This is a genomic window from Mixta tenebrionis, from assembly GCF_006517625.1.
In the GTDB taxonomy this organism is placed as follows: Bacteria; Pseudomonadota; Gammaproteobacteria; order Enterobacterales; family Enterobacteriaceae; genus Mixta; species Mixta tenebrionis.
The window spans coordinates 390,917-409,854 of the sequence record NZ_VHQI01000001.1 but is presented as its reverse complement, the minus strand read 5'-3'; the positions used below and the strand labels follow the sequence as shown (position 1 = coordinate 409,854).

General features: G+C 58.4%; 15 protein-coding genes and 2 tRNA genes. 13 read left to right on the top strand and 4 right to left on the bottom strand.

All coding sequences use genetic code 11. The annotated features are described in order from the left end of the window. Positions 1 to 173 precede the first annotated feature (173 nt). From FKM52_RS01890 to FKM52_RS01880, 3 genes are all read left to right on the top strand, one after another. Positions 174 to 247, top strand: a tRNA-Cys gene (locus FKM52_RS01890). 9 nt (positions 248 to 256) lie between these two features. Further along, positions 257 to 343, top strand: a tRNA-Leu gene (locus FKM52_RS01885). Between the two features lie 1,057 nt (positions 344 to 1,400). Further along, a complete protein-coding gene (locus FKM52_RS01880) occupies positions 1,401 to 2,141 on the top strand; it encodes a YoaK family protein (protein WP_141174499.1) in 741 nt (246 codons plus the stop codon). An 18-nt stretch (positions 2,142 to 2,159) separates the two neighbouring features. Here FKM52_RS01880 and FKM52_RS01875 read toward each other — a convergent pair whose 3' ends face one another. Both FKM52_RS01875 and FKM52_RS01870 read right to left on the bottom strand, forming a co-directional pair. Next, the gene (locus tag FKM52_RS01875; RefSeq protein ID WP_141174498.1) at positions 2,160 to 3,662 is read right to left on the bottom strand and encodes a SulP family inorganic anion transporter; all 1,503 of its coding nucleotides are present in this window, start codon (positions 3,660 to 3,662) and stop codon (positions 2,160 to 2,162) included. 237 nt (positions 3,663 to 3,899) lie between these two features. After that, positions 3,900 to 4,154 carry a biofilm/acid-resistance regulator YmgB/AriR gene (locus tag FKM52_RS01870; protein ID WP_246085483.1) on the bottom strand — a complete coding sequence of 85 codons (255 nt, stop codon included), beginning with the start codon at positions 4,152 to 4,154 and terminating at the stop codon, positions 3,900 to 3,902. 631 nt (positions 4,155 to 4,785) lie between these two features. Between FKM52_RS01870 and FKM52_RS01865 the strand changes: the two genes are divergently transcribed. From FKM52_RS01865 to FKM52_RS01845, 5 genes are all read left to right on the top strand, one after another. Then, on the top strand, positions 4,786 to 5,217 hold the full coding sequence (locus FKM52_RS01865) for a MarR family winged helix-turn-helix transcriptional regulator (protein ID WP_377091467.1): 432 nt from the start codon (positions 4,786 to 4,788) through the stop codon (positions 5,215 to 5,217). A 1-nt stretch (position 5,218) separates the two neighbouring features. Continuing rightward, the gene (locus FKM52_RS01860) at positions 5,219 to 6,904 is read left to right on the top strand and encodes an MFS transporter (RefSeq protein ID WP_141174495.1); all 1,686 of its coding nucleotides are present in this window, start codon (positions 5,219 to 5,221) and stop codon (positions 6,902 to 6,904) included. Next, positions 6,901 to 7,992 (top strand): HlyD family secretion protein, encoded by a 1,092-nt coding sequence (locus FKM52_RS01855; RefSeq protein ID WP_141174494.1) that lies wholly within the window; start codon positions 6,901 to 6,903, stop codon positions 7,990 to 7,992. The genes FKM52_RS01860 and FKM52_RS01855 overlap by 4 nt, the downstream gene beginning before the upstream one ends. Beyond that, entirely contained in the window at positions 7,989 to 9,365 is a 1,377-nt protein-coding gene (locus FKM52_RS01850) for an efflux transporter outer membrane subunit (RefSeq protein ID WP_141174493.1), read from the top strand. The genes FKM52_RS01855 and FKM52_RS01850 overlap by 4 nt, the downstream gene beginning before the upstream one ends. Before the next feature lie 258 nt (positions 9,366 to 9,623). Then, positions 9,624 to 9,809, top strand: a complete 186-nt coding sequence (locus FKM52_RS01845; protein WP_141174492.1) for a hypothetical protein — start codon at positions 9,624 to 9,626, stop codon at positions 9,807 to 9,809. On the opposite strand, the gene FKM52_RS01840 is transcribed toward FKM52_RS01845, so the two are convergent. Further along, the gene (locus FKM52_RS01840; RefSeq protein WP_141174491.1) at positions 9,764 to 10,960 is read right to left on the bottom strand and encodes a glycoside hydrolase family 1 protein; all 1,197 of its coding nucleotides are present in this window, start codon (positions 10,958 to 10,960) and stop codon (positions 9,764 to 9,766) included. The two genes, FKM52_RS01845 and FKM52_RS01840, sit on opposite strands and share 46 nt — an antisense overlap. A gap of 106 nt (positions 10,961 to 11,066) precedes the next feature. On the opposite strand from FKM52_RS01840, the gene FKM52_RS01835 reads away from it, so the two are divergent. Further along, positions 11,067 to 11,618 (top strand): O-acetyl-ADP-ribose deacetylase, encoded by a 552-nt coding sequence (locus tag FKM52_RS01835; protein WP_141174490.1) that lies wholly within the window; start codon positions 11,067 to 11,069, stop codon positions 11,616 to 11,618. Positions 11,619 to 11,650: 32 nt separating this feature from the next. After that, positions 11,651 to 13,123, top strand: a complete 1,473-nt coding sequence (locus tag FKM52_RS01830) for a phospholipase D family protein (RefSeq protein ID WP_141174489.1) — start codon at positions 11,651 to 11,653, stop codon at positions 13,121 to 13,123. A 24-nt stretch (positions 13,124 to 13,147) separates the two neighbouring features. On the opposite strand, the gene mdoC is transcribed toward FKM52_RS01830, so the two are convergent. Beyond that, the gene (gene mdoC, locus FKM52_RS01825; protein WP_141174488.1) at positions 13,148 to 14,263 is read right to left on the bottom strand and encodes a glucans biosynthesis protein MdoC; all 1,116 of its coding nucleotides are present in this window, start codon (positions 14,261 to 14,263) and stop codon (positions 13,148 to 13,150) included. 245 nt (positions 14,264 to 14,508) lie between these two features. On the opposite strand from mdoC, the gene FKM52_RS01820 reads away from it, so the two are divergent. From FKM52_RS01820 to FKM52_RS01810, 3 genes are all read left to right on the top strand, one after another. After that, positions 14,509 to 16,068 (top strand): glucan biosynthesis protein G, encoded by a 1,560-nt coding sequence (locus tag FKM52_RS01820; RefSeq protein ID WP_377091469.1) that lies wholly within the window; start codon positions 14,509 to 14,511, stop codon positions 16,066 to 16,068. Beyond that, positions 16,061 to 18,619 carry a glucans biosynthesis glucosyltransferase MdoH gene (gene mdoH, locus FKM52_RS01815; RefSeq protein ID WP_141174487.1) on the top strand — a complete coding sequence of 853 codons (2,559 nt, stop codon included), beginning with the start codon at positions 16,061 to 16,063 and terminating at the stop codon, positions 18,617 to 18,619. Before FKM52_RS01820 ends, mdoH begins: the two co-directional genes overlap by 8 nt. Before the next feature lie 79 nt (positions 18,620 to 18,698). Next, positions 18,699 to 18,935 (top strand): YceK/YidQ family lipoprotein, encoded by a 237-nt coding sequence (locus FKM52_RS01810; protein ID WP_141174486.1) that lies wholly within the window; start codon positions 18,699 to 18,701, stop codon positions 18,933 to 18,935. Positions 18,936 to 18,938 lie beyond the last annotated feature (3 nt).

Genomic DNA, 18,938 nt, shown 5'->3' with positions numbered 1-18,938 from the left:
TGAAAAAATTAACTTCAGGGGGTTGCCAACCGCGGGAAGTTAGTCCATAATGCCGTCCATCAGATGAAGGAACGCGAAAACGCTTCTTGAATCAAAGGGTTAGCATTTAGAGTTAAGGTGTTAACTTAAAAAGAATTTAGATTGTCCGGCTGCGGATAATCGCACGGAATAAAGGCGCGTTGGCAGAGTGGCCATGCAGCGGATTGCAAATCCGTCTACCTCGGTTCGACTCCGGGACGCGCCTCCACTTTACACTGCCCGGGTGGTGAAATCGGTAGACACAAGGGATTTAAAATCCCTCGGCTGTATGGCTGTGCGGGTTCAAGTCCCGCCCCGGGCACCAAAAGAAAAATCGAATAAAATCAAAGCAATAAGCAGTGATGTCGTAACCGCCCAAGGGCGGTTTTTTTGTTTTTACTCCGCTGTTCCTGATATAGCTTGCTGATTATCGGATCTGTCCTGTGCTTGTTTCTCACCGGTTAGCGGCCTCTGCCGCGCGCTGGCGTCAATTATTTACCGTCCGTTCGTATCTCATTCGCACCTTTATGCCGTATCGCACCACTGCCGGCGCATGGCTAAATTTTTATTTATTTAATCCTGGCTGTACGTTATTTTTTAATCGGCAATAACGCGAGGTGTTGAATATTTAACCCTGTAGCTTACAGGGGATGGAAAATACCGTTCCCCGGCAGAGTAGAGTGCAGATTAAATAACCATTTTTATTGAATTTATTTCTGTAACGGCATCAATTAGCGATACCGCTGTGAACGGATTATTATTTAAACATCGGTTAACGGGGCTATTCAGCCGTTACGGATGGTCAGGCCGCTACTTCCTCAGATAGCATATCCTGCTGGACAGGTTTATTGATAACTTTCGCGCAATAATGCAGCGCCTGTAAAATAACCGCGCCGCCTGTTCTGGCGTTTACCTGTTATATATCAGGGCTTCGTGGGCGTTGCGCCTGTCCGGCCTGTTTGCCGTAAGCTTATCGCCGTTATTCTCTGTTTTATTAGACATTCTGCCAGCCTTATCCGCTATGCTTTTTATCAACCGCAACCGCAACCGCAACCGCAACCGCAACCGCAGCAGCCAGCCGTAACAGCTGCTGAGTTAGCGTTGTTAGTTACAACATACTTGTAACGGCGCGGGCACGCTAACCCTGGGCAGGGTGCGAAACGGGGCTTAACAGCATCGCAGGCAAAAAGAGCAGGCCGCGGTTTGATAAACAGCAAGAGAAACGCAATAAAAAAGCGCATAATAGCGCCTTCTCCATCTTAATCTCTCGCCGCCCGTTGGGAACCGTCTGCCGCGAGGCGAGAAAACAGACGATACGTACATCACCGGCGTAGGTCTGCCGCGCCGGCAAGTAATAACCTAACTCTCAGCCGTAACTCACCATGTTAATTTGTCAGGATGAGGCCAGAACCTTCGTTACCGATAGTCGCCTGGCCGCTACGCTTGCGCTGGTCGCGGGCGCGTTAAATACCGCAGCGTTTGAAGCGGTTGGTTTTTTTTCCGCCAACATGACCGGCAACGTCTCTTCTTTATCCGATCGGCTGGCGCGCAGCGAACTGCCGGTCGCCTTCTTTTTTCTACAGATCGTGTGCCTGTTTATTATCGGCTCAACCTTTTCCACGCTGTTGATTAATCATGGCCGCCGACACGGTATCCGCTCCGTTTATGCAGTCAATATCCTGCTGGAAGGCCTGTTGCTGTCGCTGCTGGGATGGGCGGAAACGCGCTTTGCGCAATTTTCCTCCGGCGCCTTAATGATCCTCAGCCTGAGCTTCCTGATGGGGCTGCAGAATGCCGTTGTTACACGGATATCAAACGCCCGCGTGCGCACCACCCATGTCTCCGGCACCTCGACTGATATCGGGATTGAAATGGCGATGCTGCTGGATATTTTACGACGCAGAGAGTCGCCGGAGTATGCGCCCGTTTACCTGCAGCGGCTGCTGCTGCATGGCTCAACGCTGGTGGCTTTTCTGCTTGGCGGCATCGGGGGGATTTGGCTGTATCGCTTTACCGGCATGGCGTTCTTATCCATTATCGGCGTATCGTTAAGCCTGCTGGCGCTGGGCTATCTTTGTAAGGCGCGCTATCTGTCGCAGCTAAAAAGATCGGGCCGTCAGTAGGCGGCGGCCCGCAGCTATCTAGAGCGTACCGCTCAGCCGGCGATGAAAATCGCTGCTGCGCGTATCCAGCCCGACGATCTTTACCTGCGCCTGGTAACGCTGGTAGCGGTTCTCAATGGCGTCCAGCGCCGCCACGCTGGAGGCATCCCAGATCTGCGCGTGCGTTAAATCGATGGTGACATCTTGCGGATCGTGCGCGTAGTCGAAATGTTCGAAAAGATCGTTGCTGCTGCCGAAAAACAGCGGCCCGCGCACCACATAACGCACCGATGCGCCATCTGCGCTGAGCTGGCGTTCGGCATGAATAACATGCGCCACGCGGCGTGCGAAAAGCAGAATAGCGAACAGGACGCCGCCGACCACGCCAATGGCCAGGTTGCCGGTCCAGACCGTTGCCGCCACCGTCAAGCCCATGGTTACCGTTTCTGAAAACGGAATACGCTTCAGCGTGGCGGGGCGCAGGCTGTGCCAGTTAACGGTTTTTACGGCGACAATCATCATAATACCCGCCAGCACTACCATCGGAATCCGCGCCATCAGCGCGCTGAGGCCGGTAACCAGCAGCAGCAGCACCAGCGCGGCGGCCAGAGTAGAGACACGGGTGCGCGCTTTGCCCAGCTCAACGTTGACCATGGTTTGTCCGATCATAGCGCAACCGGCGATACCGCCGTAAAAGGCGGCGAGGATGTTGCCTGCGCCGAGGCCCCAGCATTCACGCCGCTTGCTGGAGGGCGTATCGGTCAGATCGTCTACCAGCTTCGCCGTTAACAGCGATTCCATCAGCCCGACCAGAGCGATGCTTATCGCCGTTGGCCAGATAATCTGCAGGGTCGCCAGGTTAAGCGGTACTGCCAGCTGGTTCAGACCCGGCAGGCCCGCCAGCATCGGGCCTGCATCGCCGACGTCAGGCACCGGCAGGCCGCAGAAAATAGCGATGGCGGTGACGGTAACGATCGCCACCAGCGGCGCGGGCACGCTGTTTAGCAGGCGCGGCAACAGCAGTACAATCGCCAGCGTCAAAATGAACAGCAGCCAGACCGGCAGCGTCTCTCCCCAGACGTGCGGCACCTGGGCAAAGAAAATCAGCACGCCCAGCGCATTGACGAAGCCGAGCATAACCGAGCGGGGAATATAGCGCATCATGCGCGCCAGCCCGGCCAGCCCGAACAGAATCTGCACCGCGCCGCCGAGCAGAACGGCGGGCATAATATACTCAACGCCGTGAGCGCGTACCATCGGCCCGATCACCAGCGCCACCGATCCCGCCGCTGCGGTCACCATTGCCGGCCGCCCTCCCAGCAGGGAAAGCGTCAGCGCCAGTACTACCGATGCGATCAGGCTGACTTTTGGGTCAACGCCCGCAATAACGGAAAAAGAGATAACTTCAGGAATTAACGCCAGCGCGGTGATGACGCCGGCAAGGCACTCGCGCGTCAGTAATTTCGGCGAGCGCAGTACGCGGGCAACGGTCAGCTCGCTGTCGGCGTGCTTTGCAGCATGCGCCTCAGAAGAGGTGGTCATAATATTGCAGGCTCTTATTGTCGTGGTATCTGATACGGCGGGGCGCATCGTTATTCTGAAAGGGTAAAATTGCCGTTCGGGGCAAGGCCGTTATGTTAGCGTTAATTTCCTGCCAGCACCAGCCGCAGAAGGCGTCCGATAACCGGACGCCCTGGCCAGCGCAGCCCGATAACGCCGGCTTCCGCGTTGGGCGAACCGCCGCCTGCAACTTTGCAGGAGAATTACCGCGCCGTCGGATTAGCTGAGAATGTCATCTTCGGTTTTATGCACCACCAGCTCCAGCACGTGACGATAAATATCCAGCATCACCACGTCGCTTTCCCGTTCCAGACGCTGAAGAAGCCTGGCGATTATCGCCTTGTTAGTGACGGGGCGTCCCATTTGCAGCACTTCCGCGACTACGGTGCCCAGCATCTCCATCTCACTGACGGCGGAGTTATCCTGCGCGTTAAAGTAATCGGCCATTTCCTTGTCAGTTTGCGGTGTCATCATCTGCATGTCAGTCCTCTCTAACGCAGCCTGCGGCGCGTTAAGGCTTATCATATCCAATCGGAGCCGGTTGCTATCACCGGGGTTTAGTGTGTTGTCACGGGTAGCGCCATGATGCTGAAACCGGATGCAACGCATCCTGCAGGCGAAAAAAAACCTCTGAAGGTGGAAATCCGGGTTAAACACCTTCAGAGGCGACGCAAATGCATCATTCGTTACAGAGCCGTTAGCCAGCTCAGCGCTAAAGTTATACAAAAATGTTAAAGCTGTACAAAGAAAGCTTATACAATTTGTGCTATTCGTTAACTATCAAATAATTAGTTATGAATTTAATTATCCCGAAGTTATACAATAAGTCAGAGAAAACGTTTCACTTGCAACGTTTGGCCGCAAAGGTGACGCAGCGCTGCTGCCAAAGGCACCGGTTTGACAATATTCTTAAGCGGCGGGTCAGGTTGAAAAAAGGCAGGGAGCGTATGCGGGTGACGCAATCGAAGCGGGCGAGCGGCAGATAGCAGAGTTAATGCCACTTTTTGCACCATAATCGGCCATCCGCTTTCTTCACAATTACTTTTCCTGAAGCCTATAATTAACCACGGTTGTTTACATTGAAGTCTAATCATTAGGTAGCAACATTTTGGATTCTCAACAGCGTTTCTCCCGCCTGCTGCAGCTTACCGCCCACGCCTGGCGGCTGGCGATCGATCGCCAGCTAAAAGAGAGCGGCCTCAGCATGAACAGCTGGCTGGCTGTCGCCACGCTGGCCAGCACCAGCGAACCCATGACGCAAAGAGCGCTGGCGCAGGTGCTGGGCCTGGAGGAAGCCAGCGTAGTGCCGCTGGTGGATCGGCTGGTGGCGCAGCGGCTGGTTAAACGCTCACAGCCGGAACAGGATCGCCGCAAGCGCCTGCTGCTGGTCACCAGCCAGGGCAATGCGCTGTTCAGCAAAGTCAGTATCGAAGTCGATGGTTTACGGAGCAGGCTGCTGGCGGATATTGATGGCGATGAACTGGCCGTTGCGCAGCGGGTGCTGCAGCAGCTGTTGGATAAAACAGGGACGCTCTGAGGTGGCAAAAAACAATCCTTACGCCCCGCGCCAGTGGCAGCCGCATGAAAAGCCGGTATTGCCTGGTTCGCCCTCAACGCCGATTCATCCAACGCATAAGCGCATCGCCTTCGGCCTGATTGGCCTGCTGATTACCCTGACCGGCGCGCTCAGCAACGCGCTGGTCACCGCCAATCTCACCAACCTGCAGGGCACGTTTGCCGCCTACAGCAATGAGATCGCCTGGCTGCCGGCGGTATATGTGATGGGCAATATTTCGATAAACCTGCTGCTGGTGAAGTTTCGTCAGCAGTTCGGCCTGCGGGTTTTTACCGAAGCCTTCCTGCTGCTGTATGTGCTGGTGGCCTTTTTTCACCTGTTCGTCAACGATCTCAGCTCGGCGATTATTGTACGCACCGCACACGGCATGGTGGCGGCCGCGTTAAGTTCGCTCGGCATCTATTATCAGGTGCAGGCGTGGCCGGCGAAGCACCGCCTGAAGGCGCTGGCGATCGGCATCAGCGGATCGCAGCTGGCTATTCCGCTGGCGCGGCTGTTCTCATCGGAGCTGCTGCAGCTGGATGAGTGGCGCGGCCTCTACCTGTTTGAGCTGGGGCTGGCGGTAGTGGCGCTGGGCTGCGTATTTATGCTGAAGCTGCCGCCGAGCGATCGCAGTAAGGTGTTTGAGAAAATGGATTTTGTCACCTTCATGCTGATGGCGCCCGGAATGGCGTTACTGTGCGGCGTGCTGTCGCTGGGGCGCATTGAGTGGTGGTTTAACACGCCCTGGCTCGGCATCTGCCTGGCGCTGGCGCTGCTGCTGATCGTCAGCGCGATAGTGGTGGAGCATAACCGTAAAAATCCGCTGATCAACACCCGCTGGCTGAGCAGCGGGGCGATTGTACGGCTGGGCATCGTGATGATTATGATGCGCGTGGTGCTGGCGGAGCAGAATACCGGCGCCATCGGTTTTTTGCAGCAGGTGGGATTGATTAACGATCAGCTGCAGGGCCTGGCGCTGGCGATTGTCTGCGGCGTGGTGCTGGGGATCGTTACCAGCGCGCTGACCCTGAAGCCTGCGCACTTTAGCTGGCCGATTGTCACTTCGCTGCTGGTGATGATGATCGCTTCGCTGATGGATGCGCATGCCAATCCGCTGACCCGTCCGCACAATATGTATCTTAGCCAGTTTCTGCTCGGCTTCAGCAGCGCCTTCTTTATGGCGCCGGCCATGCTGCGGGGCATCGGCAGCGTGGTGACCCAGCCGAAAAACCTGGTGAGCTTCGTCGTGCTGTTCGGCATGAGTCAGAACCTCGGCGGGCTGATCGGCTCGGCAATGCTGGGCACGTTTCAGGTGTGGCGCGAAAAGTATCACTCCAGCCTGCTGGGCGATCGGCTCTCGCTGCTCGATCCTAACGTTACCGAGCGCCTAAGCCAGTACGGCGCGCTGTTTAACAGCCAGCTGAGCGATGCCAGCCTGCTGAACGCCCAGGCGGTGGCCCAGCTGCAAAACGTCGCTACGCTGCAGGCCAACGTGCTGGCGTGGAACGATACCTATTTACTGACCGCAGGTATGGCAGGCTGCACGCTGATCTGGGTGCTTTATCGTCTGACGCGTCTGCGCATCCTTACCCGACGCCAGCAGCAGCGTGAAGCGGCTGCGGCAAACCCGATTCCGGCAACTTCTGACAGCAGGGAGAAACAATGAGTCAGCAGGAAGAAATCATCGCCGCCGAGCGCGAGCGCAATAATAAGCTTCGCATTCTCTCCGTCGCCGTCGGCAGTGGGATTGTTATCGTCGGCGTGCTGATCATCCTGTACGCGTGGCAGCTCTGGCCCTTTACCAGTACGGTGCAAAGCACGGAAAACGCCTACGTGCGCGGGCAGATCACCTTTATCAGCCCGCAGGTCAGCGGCTATATCACCGCGGTTAACGTGCAGGATTTACAGCCGGTGCATAAGGGCGAGGTGTTGATGACCATTGACGACCGTATCTACCGGCAGCGCGTGCAGCAGGCGCAGGCGCAGCTGGCGATGAAGAAAGCGGCGTTAGCCAACAACCAGCAGCAGCGCCGCAGCGCCGAGGCGGTTATCGTGCGTAATCAGGCGGCCATTGACAATGCGCAGGCGCAGGCGGTGAAAAGCGGTCTGGATCTGAAGCGGGTGGAAAACCTGGTGTCGGACGGCTCGCTCTCGATACGCGAACGCGACGCCGCGCGCGCCGCTAACAGCCAGGCGGTTGCTGCCGTCCAGCAGGCGAAGGCGACGCTGGATGTTTCGCGACAGGATCTGCAAACGGTGATTGTCAACCGCGCTGCGCTGGAGGCGGATGTCGCTAATGCCGAGGCCGCGCTGCGGCTGGCGCAGATCGATCTCGATAATACCCAAATCATCGCGCCGGAAGAGGGGCAGCTGGGGCAGATTTCAGTTCGCCGCGGCGCTTATGTTTCTGCCGGGACGCGTCTGACCTCGCTGGTGCCGGGGCAAAAATGGGTTATCGCCAATATGAAAGAGACGCAGCTGGCCAACGTGCGGCCCGGTCTGCCGGTGACCTTCAGCGTGGATGCGCTTGACGGCGCCATCTTCCACGGCGTGGTGGAATATATCTCGCCGGCGGCCGGCTCGGAGTTCAGCGCTATTTCTCCGGATAACGCCACCGGCAACTTTGTGAAGATCGCGCAGCGCATTCCGGTGCGTATTAAAATTAACGGCGACGAACAGGCGCGCCTGCGCCCTGGGATGTCGGTGCAGGTCAGTATCGATACCGCCGCCCAGCCTCAGGAGCCGCAGCCATGAGGAGAGCGAGCTTACCTGCGCTGGCGCTGCTGCTCCCTCTGCTGAGCGGCTGCGCCACCCAGGTTGAGAAGGCGCCATCCTCGCTGCCGATACCGCAGCAGTGGCGGCAGAAAGTAGGGCCGTCCGCCGCGCCGGAGGCTAACTGGTGGCGCGCCTTTGCCGATGCCGATCTTAACCGGCTGGTGGAGCAGGCGCTGCGCCATAACCCGGATATTCTTATCGCCCGTTCGCGCGTCGATCAATATCGGGCGCAGCTGCGCGCCGCCGCAGGCGATAACTTTCCCACGCTGGATGCAGGGATCGGCGTAACCCGCGCCCGCACGCTCTCGGCGGCAACCGGCGCGCCGCACGACGGCGACGTTTATCAGGGGCTGCTGCAGGCCAACTACCAGGTAGACCTGTGGGGAGCGCGCAGCAGCAGCATCGAGGCGGCGCGCGCCAGCCTGGCGGCGCAGCAGGCGGCGGCGGCGGCGGAGGAGCTGACGATCGCTACCTCGGTGGCGTCCGGCTATATGTCGCTGCTGGCGCTGGACGAGCAGCTGCGCGTTACCGAGGCGACGCTGGCGACGCGTGAAAACTCGCTGAATCTGGCCCGCCGCCAGTTCGAGGCGGGATACACCTCGCGTCTGGAGTGGATGCAGGCGGCAGCGGAATATCAGACGGCGAAAGCGCAGATCCCGCAGCTGAAGCATCAGATCGCCCAGCAGGAGAACGCGCTCAGCATTCTGGTCGGCATGAACCCGCGCCATATTGCGCGCCAGTCGCGCTTCACCCAGGTCATGCCGCAGCGGCTGCCCGCGCTGCTGCCTTCGGCGCTGCTGCAGCGAAGGCCGGATATTGCGCAGGCCCAGCGTCAGCTGCTGGCTGCCGATCGCTCGCTGGCTTCATCGCAGGCGCAGCTGCTGCCTTCGCTTAACCTCACCGCCTCCGGCACGCTGAAAACCTCGGTGCTGCATCAGCTGCTGGACAATCCTTTCCGCCTGTGGAGCGTGGGCGGCAGCGTGCTGGCGCCGCTGCTGAACCGCGAGGCGCTGACGGCGCAGGTGGATGTTTCCATGGCGACGCGCAATCAGGCGCTCTATAACTATGAAAAAGTAGTGCGCAACGCCTTCAGCGAAGTTAATGACGCGCTGGATGCCATTCAGCAAACTCAGGCGCAGCTGGCGGAAGTGGAAAAGCAGCAGGAGATCGCCGCCGATACGCTGCGCATCGCGCGTAACCGTTATCAGAACGGCTATGCCTCCTATCTGGATGAGCTGGATGCGCAACGTACGCTGTTCAGCGCGCAGCTGAATGTAGTACAGCTGAAAAATAATCTGCTGCGGGCGCAGATCGATCTTTACCGGGCGCTGGGCGGCGGCTGGCAGCCGTAACGCCAGCGAGGCAGCGCATAGCGCTCTGGCGGCGGGCGACGACCCGTTTCGCCTGAGATAATGAGAAGAGGAGCTGGACTATGCCGTCGGAACGTTCTGAAAATGATCCCTTGCCGCCGTTAGGCGATGCACAGTTTGCCGTTGCGGTGTTTGCAGTAACGTCTTTTGCGCTTATAATATTTGTCCTGCTGGTAACGCTATGCGTTTCATAGTACCTGTTGCTGGCGTGAAATCCGGTAGCTAATAGGGAGATCAGTGATGGAGAACAGGGATGATAAGCTTATTGCGCTGGTTGGGCTGCTGACCGCCTGCCTGATTACCGTGGTGTTTCTGGGCGCCGTGGCCTGGATGAACGATATCCGGCGCGCCACGCAGGTAACGCCGGACGTACAATCCTGCTATCTTAAATCCGCGCCATCCTCCTCGCCGCCTGTTCGCCCCTGAGTTTGATGCCTGAATTTAATCTGCTGACTACGCAGCGCTAACGCCAGCGGTTCATAGATTTTGCGATTGCCATTGGGATCGGGCAGGCTGAACAGCGGGCCTGGCGAACGCCGATCGTCCGCCCAGGCCGGATATTCCACCACAGGGTAGAGAGAAACGCCCTCCATGCCCACGCCGCGCTCCAGCGCCAGCTGAACCTCATCAACCACCACATTCAGCCAGCTGGCGCGCGCATCGCCTTCCGCGCCGGTTTCCGCCAGCAGCATTGGGCGCTGATAGCGCTGCCAGACCTCCTCCAGCAGCAGATGCAGCGGGCGCCAGGCGGGCTGCGTGGCGGTTAACGGCGCCCCATTGCTCAGCCACTGATTATCGGGATAGTAGTTAAGCCCGATAATATCCAGCATCTCCGCGCTTCCGCCCAGTTCCGGGCACGTTCTGCCGCACAGCATATCCCAGGCGGCAAACTGCGCCTGATGCTGCCGATGCGCTTCCGCCCGCGCCGATGCGCTATCGTCAGCGGGGGCGACATGCACCAGCGGATCGGTCAGGACAAAGCGCGCCTGCGGATAGACTTCGCGAATCGCCGCGATGGCCGCCAGGCTGGCGCGCGTCAGCTGCTTTTTCAATGCCTGCCCGCGCCCGCTGGCGTGCGGATTAAGCCAGGCGACCTCGGCGCCCGCCCATGACCAGAACGATATCTGGTTGACCGGCGTAAAGAAAGGCTGCTCAACGCCTTCGTTGCGCATCACTTCCGCCATCGCTTTCGCAAAGCGGGCGAAGGCGCTGATAAAATCGGGCGACCAGATATCAAGATGGGCAGGATAGCCGAAGTGGGCCAGCTCCCAGATAATCTGGATGCCGTGCTGATTGGCCGCGTGCACCATCGGCAGGAAAGAGGACCAGTCGTATTCGCCCGGCTTTTTCTCAATCAGATACCAGCGCGCGCCGTCGCGGGCGGTCAGCAGCTGATGCTCCGCCAGCGCGGCGTAGTCTTTCTGCGCCAGCATGTCATGTCCGCTGCTGATAATCATATCAAGGCGTTTGCCTCCGCTGCGGCAGGCGGTCGAGCAGGCGAAGCTGCCCTGAAAGAAGCTCCTGAACAGCGAAGGAGAGTGGCGTTTTGCCGTTGCAGAGACAGATGAGGTCGACATCAGGTTCTTCTCCTGTGAAAAAGGCAGGCGCGCAACGTTTCGCTAAGTCTAGACTAAATGACAACCCTGACCCGGTTTTCACTGCACGGTTTAGAAGGAGGAGCAGATGCAGCAGCGGTTACGTATTATGCACGGCGATATTACCCGCCTGCAGGTAGATGCCATCGTCAACGCGGCAAACAGCAGCCTGCTGGGCGGCGGCGGCGTGGATGGCGCCATTCATCGCGCCGCCGGCCCGGCGCTGTTAGCCGAATGTCGTCGCCTGGCGGCAAGCCAGGGCGGCTGCGCCACCGGCGAAGCGGTAGTGACCGGCGCGGGCAACCTGCCGGCGCGCGCGGTGATCCACACCGTTGGCCCGGTCTGGCGCGGCGGAGAGCAGGGCGAAGCGGAGCTGCTGGCCAGCGCCTGGCGCAACAGTCTGCGGCTGGCGGCAGAGCATCGCTTCGCTACCGTCGCCTTTCCGGCGATCTCTACCGGTATTTACGGCTATCCTAAAGCCGAAGCGGCGGCGATCGCGCTGCGCACCATTGCGGCGTTTTTTCAGCAGCACGATTATCCGCAGCAGGTCTGGCTGGTCTGCTTTGATCAGCAAATGTATCGCCTGTATCAGCAGCAATCAGAACTGTCGGATAACACTCTGGGAAAGCAGGATGAATAATATTTCTCAGGCTAATAAGAAAAGGAAAACCCATGGCTGAAGCGCTTTACCCGCAGGATAATCTTACGCCAGCCGCCAACCGGACTCGTCTTGCCAGGGCGGTCGCGCCCCGCGTCGCTCAACATCCGCGTCACAGCGGCCTTCATCCGCTAAGCGACGGGCTGGACGCTTTCGCCGCGCGCTATCTGCTGCTGGCGATGGCGGAGGATCGCATCGATATTCAGTATTATATCTGGCAAAACGATATGTCAGGGCGGCTGCTGTTCAGCGCGCTGCTGGAGGCGGCCGATCGCGGCGTTCAGGTGCGGTTGCTGCTGGATGATAATAATACCATGGGGCTGGATGAAACCCTGAGCGAGCTGAATCGCCATCCGCAGATCGCCATCCGGCTGTTTAATCCCTTCTCGTTTCGCACGCTGCGCGCGCTGGGCTATCTCAGCGATTTCGCCCGCCTTAACCGGCGCATGCATAATAAAAGCATCACCGTCGATGATATGGTAACCATCGTCGGCGGACGTAATATCGGCGATGAATATTTCGGCGCCGGCAAGCAGCCGCTGTTTTCCGATCTCGATGTAATGGCCATCGGGCCGGTAGTGACGGAGGTTGCGGAAGATTTTGAGCGCTACTGGCACAGCGCGGCGGTAAAACCCTTTGAGTCGGTGGTTGATAACGCGACCGATGCCTCGCGCAGGGCGGTAAGCCTGCCGGAAGCGTGGCGCGACAGCGAACAGGTAGCACGTTATATGCAGCGCGTTCAGTCCTGCGGCTATATGTCCCAGCTCGACAGCGGCGAGCTGGAGATGATCTGGGCGCCGGCGCGCCTGCTCAGCGACGATCCGCGTAAAGGGCTGGGCAAGGCGCGACGCGCTACGCTGCTGCCGCAGCGTATGCTGGAGGTTATCGGCCGTCCGCAGCGCCAGTTCGATATCATCTCCGCCTACTTTGTGCCGACGCGCGCCGGCGTGGCGCAGCTGCTGGGGTTGGTGCGCCACGGCGTTGATATCGCCATCCTGACCAATTCGCTGGCGGCGAACGATGTTTCCGTGGTGCACGCCGGCTACGCCAAATGGCGCAAAAAGCTGCTGCGCCACGGCATCCGCCTTTATGAGCTGAAGCCGCAGAGCAGCCGCGAGGAAAAACCGCACGATCGCGGCCTGACCGGCAATTCCGGTTCCAGCCTGCATGCGAAAACCTTTAGCGTTGATAACCAGAAGGTATTTATCGGCTCTTTTAATTTCGATCCGCGCTCGGCGGTGCTGAATACCGAGATGGGGCTGCTGATTGAAAGCGAAGTGTTGGCAGGCGACATCCACCAGCGTTTTGTTGAAGAGATGCGCGAGCGCGCCTGGGCGCTGCGCCTGGATAAATGGGGGCGCGTCAACTGGGTGGAATATGAAGGCGAGGCGAGAGAAATTGTCCATAAGCATGAACCGAACACCCATATCTGGCAGCGCTTGCTGGTGCGGCTGGTCTGGCGCTTACCGGTAGAGTGGTTACTGTAACAGGCTTCCTTGCCCGTTCATGGTTCAGGCGCGCTTTTTACCGGAAAACAGGAAGCGTAGCAGCGGAACGCGCAGGTGAATCTCATAAAGTATAAATGCGATGCCGAACACAAACGCCAGCCCGGCGGCGAAGCCGAGCGCGCTATTGTGAATGTGCGGCGTGATAACGATGCCGTACAGCAGCGTCAACGGATGATGCACCAGATAGATAAATAGCGAAGCGTTTACCAGCCAGCTAATCCGCGGCGAATGAGCGTTAAGGAAACGATGCCCGAAGGCGAAGACCAGATTTACCATCCACAGGCCCATCAGCATGGAGATGAGCGCATCAAGCTCATACAGCCAGCCTTCGCCGCTGCTGTAGCGCTGGTTGGCGATGTAGGCCAGAAAGGCCAGCGCCGCGCCCGGCAGCGTCCAGGGGTTGAAGCGTACAAACAGCGCCTTCAGCGCCGGATTGCGCCAGGCCAGCGCGCCAAGATAAAAAAAGGGCAGATAGAACAGCGTCTGCATTACGCTAAAGTTGAACAGTCCATCGCTCAGCAGGGCAGGCTGAAACAGAAAGATCAGGCGGCGCACGGCGCCCCAGCACAGGCCGTAAAACAGCAGCGCCAGGGTTAATACGCCCCAGCCGGGCGTCGACGCATTTTCGGCGGCAAGGCGCAGGCGCCGAAACAGCCAGAGGCCGAGCGTCGTCAATATCACCAGCACCAGCAGGAACCACAGATGGGAAATCAGCTCCCACACCAGAGTATTGTACTTTTCATACAGGGTAAAATGTTCCCAACCCGTCACCTTTCCCGTCCACGCCCTGAGCATAAAAAACTGCGGCAGCGTAATCAGCGGGATAGCGCTCAGCATCGGGATGCCGACGCGTTCAACGCGCACCTTCCACCATTCGTCCGGCGCATAGCGCAGATAGAGCATGTAAGAGAAGTAGCCGGAGATAACGAAAAACACCTGCATGCGAAAGGCGTGAATAAAATCGTTAAATACCGTAAGCCACAGCGACGGCTCAAGGCTGTTAACGGACCACTGGTGGCTGGAATAAATAAGAGAGACGTGAAAAGGAACGCCGAGGAGCATCAGGCAGGCGCGGATGGAGTCAAAAAAATATTCACGCTGCTGAGATTTTGTACGCATAGTTATCCAGTTTTAGTACGTTTTATATACCGGTTCACTCCGAACCTGACAAAAGCAAATGCTTTACTTTACCGGAGCAGGGATCCATATAATATCAGCCGATTCTGTAACAGACGATCAACGCAGGTTAACGCCCTGAGCGCCGCGAAAAAAGGAACAAAAACGCTGGCATGCTGTCGGAAAACGGAATAATCCATTAATATGAATGGGATTGATTTAAGCACACGAAAGGGGGGGATGTGCTGATTACTAACAAAAATAAAACGGAACTGAAAAAACTGCACTGGGTGGGTGCTGCGGTTCTGCTGGCCTTGTATGCCAACAACGGTTGGGCTTTTAGCATCGACGACGTGGCAAAAGAGGCGAAATCATTAGCGGGAAAAAGTTTTGACGCGCCGAAGAGCAATTTGCCCTCTCAGTTTCGTGATATGAAATATGCTGACTATCAGCAAATTCAGTTTAATCATGATAAAGCCTGGTGGAACAAACTGAAGACGCCTTTCAAGCTGGAGTTTTATCATCAGGGCATGTATTTCGATACGCCGGTAAAACTTAATGAGGTAACGGCGAATTCAGTACGCGAAATCAAATACAGCCCGGACTATTTTAATTTTGGCAAGGTACAGCACGATCCGGAGGCGATCAAAAATCTGGGCTTTGCCGGGTTTAAGATCCTTTATCCGCTTAATGCCAAAGATAAAAATGATGAAATTACCAGCTTCCTCGGCGCCAGCTATTTCCGCGTTATCGGCGGCGGCCAGGTGTATGGTCTCTCCTCGCGCGGCCTGGCGATCGATACCGCGCTGCCTTCCGGCGAAGAGTTTCCGCGCTTTCGCGAGTTTTGGGTAGAGCGGCCGAAGCCGCAGGATAAGCAGCTGGTGATCTATGCGTTGCTTGACTCGCCGCGCGCTACCGGCGCCTACCGCTTCGTACTGCGTCCGGGTAAGGACACTAATGTCGACGTGCAGGCCAAAATTTATCTGCGCGATAAGGTTGGCAAGCTGGGCGTAGCGCCGCTGACCAGCATGTATCTGTATGGGGCGAATCAGCCTTCTCCGCTGGTGAACTATCGTCCCGCGCTGCATGATTCCAACGGTCTGTCGATTCATGCCGGCAACGGCGAGTGGATCTGGCGTCCGCTGAATAACCCGAAACATCTGGCGGTCAGCACCTTTACCGTGGAAAGTCCGAAAGGCTTCGGGCTGCTGCAGCGCGGGCGCGAATTTAATCAGTATCAGGATCTCGACGATCGTTACGATCTGCGTCCGAGCGGCTGGATTGAGCCGCAGGGCGACTGGGGCAAAGGGCGCGTCGAGCTGGTAGAGATCCCGACGGCGGATGAAACCAACGACAATATCGTCGCCTTCTGGACGCCGGAGCATCTGCCGGAGCCGGGCAAGGAGATGAACTTTAAATATCGTCTGCGCTTTACCCGCAATGAGGACCAGCTGCACTCGCCGGAAACCGCATGGGTGAAAAGTACGCTGCGTTCCACCGGCGACGTCAAACAGTCGAACCTGGTGCGTCAGCCGGACGGCACTATCGCCTTTGTGATTGATTTTGTCGGCCAGCAGATGAGCAAGCTGGCGGATAATACGCCGGTCGCGCCGCAGGTCAGCATCGGCGATAACGGTGAGATCGTGGAGCAGAGCGTGCGTTATAACCCGGTCAGTAAAGGCTGGCGCCTGATGCTGCGCATCCGCGTAAAAGACAATAAGCAGCCGACCGAAATGCGCGCCGCACTGGTTAACGGTGATAAAGCGCTGACGGAAACATGGAGCTATCAGTTGCCTGCCAATGAATAAATCAATGCTTACTCCAGCCGACTATATCGACACGCTGCCGCTGACGCCTGAGCGTCGGGCGGCGCTCTCCGCCACTCTGCCGACGGGCGAAGAAACCTACAGTCAACTTCATCAGCAGCTGGGCCAGGGCGGCCCGGCTGAGGCGCGTCCCGACGATGCGCCGCTCACCTCGGTTAAATCACGTCTTGAGATGAGCTGGCCCGATTCGCTGGACGGCGGAAACCAGTTTGGTCAGGACTATCTCGGCCGCACCACGCTAAAGGCGATGCCGCCGGTAAAGCGCTCGCTGATGTTCCCGGAGGCCTGGCGCACTAACCCGCTGGCGCGCGCCTGGGATGCGCTGCGCGGCAAGAAATCGACGCCGCGCTATGCCACGGCGGAAGAGCAACGTCAGGAAGATAAATGGCGTCACGTCGGCTCGATTCGCCGCTATATCCTGCTGATTTTAACGCTGTTCCAGACGGTTATCGCCACCTGGTATATGAAAACCATTCTGCCTTACCAGGGCTGGGCGCTGATCGATCCAATGGATATGCTGAATCAGGACTGGCAGCAGTCGCTGCTGCAGCTGCTGCCCTATGTGCTGCAAACCGGCATTCTGTTCCTGTTCGCCATTCTGTTCTGCTGGGTTTCCGCCGGTTTCTGGACCGCGCTGATGGGCTTCCTGCAATTGCTAATCGGGCGTGACAAATACAGCATCTCTTATACGCTGCGCGGCGACGAACCGATCGATCCCACGCACCGCACCGCGCTGATTATGCCGATCTGCAACGAGGATGTGGAACGCGTTTTCGCCGGCCTGCGCGCCACCTGGGAATCGGTGGTACGCAGCGGCGAGAGCCAGCATTTCGATGTCTATATTCTCAGCGACAGCTACGACGCCGATATCGCCATGGCGGAGCAGAAGGCGTGGATGGAGCTGGTGCGCGACGTGGGCGGCGCCGGCAAGATTTTCTATCGCCGTCGTCGTCGTCGCGTGAAGCGTAAAAGCGGCAACATCGATGACTTTTGTCGTCGCTGGGGCAGTCAGTACAGCTATATGGTGGTGCTGGATGCCGACAGCGTAATGAGCGGCGAATGTCTCACCGGTCTGGTGCGCATGATGGAGGCGAACCCCAACGCCGGTATTATCCAGTCGTCGCCAAAGGCGTCCGGCATGGATACGCTTTACGCGCGCTGCCAGCAGTTCGCTACCCGCGTTTATGGGCCGTTGTTTACCGCCGGTCTGCACTTCTGGCAGCTGGGCGAGTCGCACTACTGGGGCCACAACGCCATTATTCGCGTGCAGCCCTTTATTGAGCACTGCGCGCTGGCGCCGCTGCCGGGCGAAGGTTCGTTTGCCGGATCGATCCTCTCCCATGACTTCGTGGAGGCGGCGCTGATGCGGCGTGCGGGCTGGGGCGTGTGGATTGCTTACGATCTGCCTGGTTCTTATGAGGAGCTGCCGCCGAACCTGCTGGACGAGCTGAAGCGCGACCGCCGCTGGTGCCACGGCAACCTGATGAACTTCCGTCTGTTCCTGGTGAAAGGAATGCATCCGGTGCACCGCGCGGTGTTCCTGACCGGCGTGATGTCCTATCTCTCCGCGCCGCTGTGGTTTATGTTCCTCGCGCTCTCTACGGCGTTACAAATTGTGCATACCCTGATGGAGCCGCAATACTTCCTGCAGCCGCGCCAGCTGTTTCCGGTATGGCCGCAGTGGCGTCCTGAGCTGGCGATAGCGTTGTTCTCTACCACGCTGGTGCTGCTGTTCCTGCCGAAGCTGCTGAGCGTGGTATTGATCTGGTGTAAAGGGGCGAAAGGCTACGGCGGCGCGCTGCGTCTGCTGGCGTCGATGCTGCTGGAGATGCTCTTCTCGGTGCTGCTGGCGCCGGTGCGTATGCTGTTCCATACGGTGTTTGTCGTCAGCGCCTTCCTCGGCTGGGAAGTGGTGTGGAACTCGCCGCAGCGCGACGACGACGCCACGCCGTGGAGCGAGGCGTTCCGCCGCCACGGTTCGCAGATGCTGCTGGGCCTGGTTTGGGCAGCAGGCATGGGCTGGCTCGATCTCAACTTCCTCTGGTGGCTGTCGCCGATTGTCTTTTCGCTGATCCTGTCGCCGTTTGTTTCGGTGATCTCCAGCCGGGCAGGCAACGGGCTGGCGGCGCGGCGGGCGAAGCTGTTCCTGATCCCGGAGGAGTATGCGCCGCCGCAGGAGCTACAGGATACCGACGCCTACCTGCAGCTGAACCGCGCGCGCGCGCTGCAGCATGGCTTTATGCATGCGCTGTTCCATCCATCGTTTAACGCGCTGGCAACCGCGCTGGCAACCTCGCGCCACCTGCAGAGCGACTTGCTGGATCACGCGCGCGATCGGCGGGTTGAGCATGCGCTCAGCGATGCGCCGGCGAAGCTGAGCCGTGAGGAACGTCTGACGCTGCTTAGCGATCCGGTCATGCTGGCGCGCCTGCACTATCGCTTGTGGAAGGATGCGGAGAAGTATCACGAGTGGCTGGATGACTATCGCACGCTACCGCTAAATCCGCTGGCGTTAGCGCCGGCAAAACAGTAAGTGAAGCGGCCTGCGGGCCGCTTTAATTCCGGGCGTTTATCCGCTATCTGCTGCTGACAGCCGTGGTCGGGAGAAAACAATGAAAAAGGGAACGGGCGCTTTACTGCTGTTGGCAAGCTTACTGTTGTCCGGCTGCGGCAGCATTATCAGCCGCACGGTGCCGGGGCAGGGGCATGGCAATCAATACTATCCCGGCGTGCAGTGGGGAGTACGCGACACGCCGTGGCGCGTTATCACCATTATCGACGTGCCGCTGTCGGCGCTGCTGGATACGCTGCTGCTGCCGGTTGACGCCCGCCACGGGCCATACGAGTAGCGC

Bases quoted from the DNA above. Each gene is read 5' to 3' on its own strand.
- FKM52_RS01880 (WP_141174499.1), top strand. From the start codon at position 1,401: ATGTTAATTTGTCAGGATGAGGCCAGAACCTTCGTTACCGATAGTCGC.
- FKM52_RS01875 (WP_141174498.1), bottom strand. From the start codon at position 3,662: ATGACCACCTCTTCTGAGGCGCATGCTGCAAAGCACGCCGACAGCGAG.
- FKM52_RS01870 (WP_246085483.1), bottom strand. From the start codon at position 4,154: ATGATGACACCGCAAACTGACAAGGAAATGGCCGATTACTTTAACGCG.
- FKM52_RS01855 (WP_141174494.1), top strand. From the start codon at position 6,901: ATGAGTCAGCAGGAAGAAATCATCGCCGCCGAGCGCGAGCGCAATAAT.
- FKM52_RS01850 (WP_141174493.1), top strand. From the start codon at position 7,989: ATGAGGAGAGCGAGCTTACCTGCGCTGGCGCTGCTGCTCCCTCTGCTG.
- FKM52_RS01845 (WP_141174492.1), top strand. From the start codon at position 9,624: ATGGAGAACAGGGATGATAAGCTTATTGCGCTGGTTGGGCTGCTGACC.
- FKM52_RS01840 (WP_141174491.1), bottom strand. From the start codon at position 10,960: ATGTCGACCTCATCTGTCTCTGCAACGGCAAAACGCCACTCTCCTTCG.
- FKM52_RS01835 (WP_141174490.1), top strand. From the start codon at position 11,067: ATGCAGCAGCGGTTACGTATTATGCACGGCGATATTACCCGCCTGCAG.
- FKM52_RS01830 (WP_141174489.1), top strand. From the start codon at position 11,651: ATGGCTGAAGCGCTTTACCCGCAGGATAATCTTACGCCAGCCGCCAAC.
- mdoC (WP_141174488.1), bottom strand. From the start codon at position 14,263: ATGCGTACAAAATCTCAGCAGCGTGAATATTTTTTTGACTCCATCCGC.
- mdoH (WP_141174487.1), top strand. From the start codon at position 16,061: ATGAATAAATCAATGCTTACTCCAGCCGACTATATCGACACGCTGCCG.
- FKM52_RS01810 (WP_141174486.1), top strand. From the start codon at position 18,699: ATGAAAAAGGGAACGGGCGCTTTACTGCTGTTGGCAAGCTTACTGTTG.